Here is a 901-nt window from a genome sequence, read left to right on the forward strand (position 1 = left end):
ATACCTTGAATGGCTCTGGTATTAAACTGTTCTTGTTTGATTCTAATCTAACAAAGATATTGTAAGAATAAACTCTGGGGCTGTCTTATCTTTTTAGGATTGATGGAGGGGCTTGAGGAGAGAGTACCCGGGCAAAACCCAGGCACTCTAGATATTGCTATTGCCTGATCTTTACTTTTCTTCTGGTTTTGGTGCGTAAGGCCCAGGAAGTAGACCCCAGTGCTGGTTATTGACCAGGTTACTACTCGCCATAGCAGAAAGTTCAGGTGTGTGATCGACAATACTGCCGGCAATTTGATCTACTAATGCACCAATGAGAGCACCAGCCAAACCGCCACCGCCGTCACCTGAAGACTTCACAGCTTGGGCTCTGCCATTCCATAATATTTGTCCACTCTTGGCATCTATTAATCGCCAATCTGAAGCCACGACAGTCTTTGAGGATATCACTTGGTACTCCTGCCCCCACTGCTTGATATCAATGTATAACACTGCGTCAGGGTTGATAATTTCCCTAATTTTGTCCAAGGGAATAGTATTCATTTCAGCCGTTGTAGGGAGCCCATTCTCTTTAAACAAAGTATCGACAACTGAAACAGGAAATACATAGTAGCCTTTTTCTGCCAAGGGCTCAGATATCGAGGAAATAAGCGTATAGGGTGCATTAACTTCGACAGAGCTATTATTGGGTGGAATTACCAGAATAGAGGTCGGTTTGCTTTGCTTAAGGGCCGTGTAGTCATAACCTTTAACGGCACAACCGGATAAAACTCCAAAAGCAAGTATTGAAATAACTAAGAACTTGAATCCCTTCATTTTGTTTTCTCCTTATGATGGCTGTTAGATGCTTCCAAGGCGGTGTCTTGCATGTTGGAGCGAGTCAGAATGCCGTCAACAAATA

The 901-nt window shown here is 43.4% G+C and carries 1 protein-coding gene; it reads right to left on the reverse strand.

The window, feature by feature from the left end:
- Positions 1–171: 171 nt before the first annotated feature.
- Positions 172–816, reverse strand: coding sequence for a GNA1162 family protein (locus tag A3756_RS16155; RefSeq protein WP_068515871.1), 645 nt, complete (start codon positions 814–816; stop codon positions 172–174).
- Positions 817–901 lie beyond the last annotated feature (85 nt).

The sequence above is a fragment of the Oleiphilus sp. HI0086 genome (assembly GCF_001635225.1).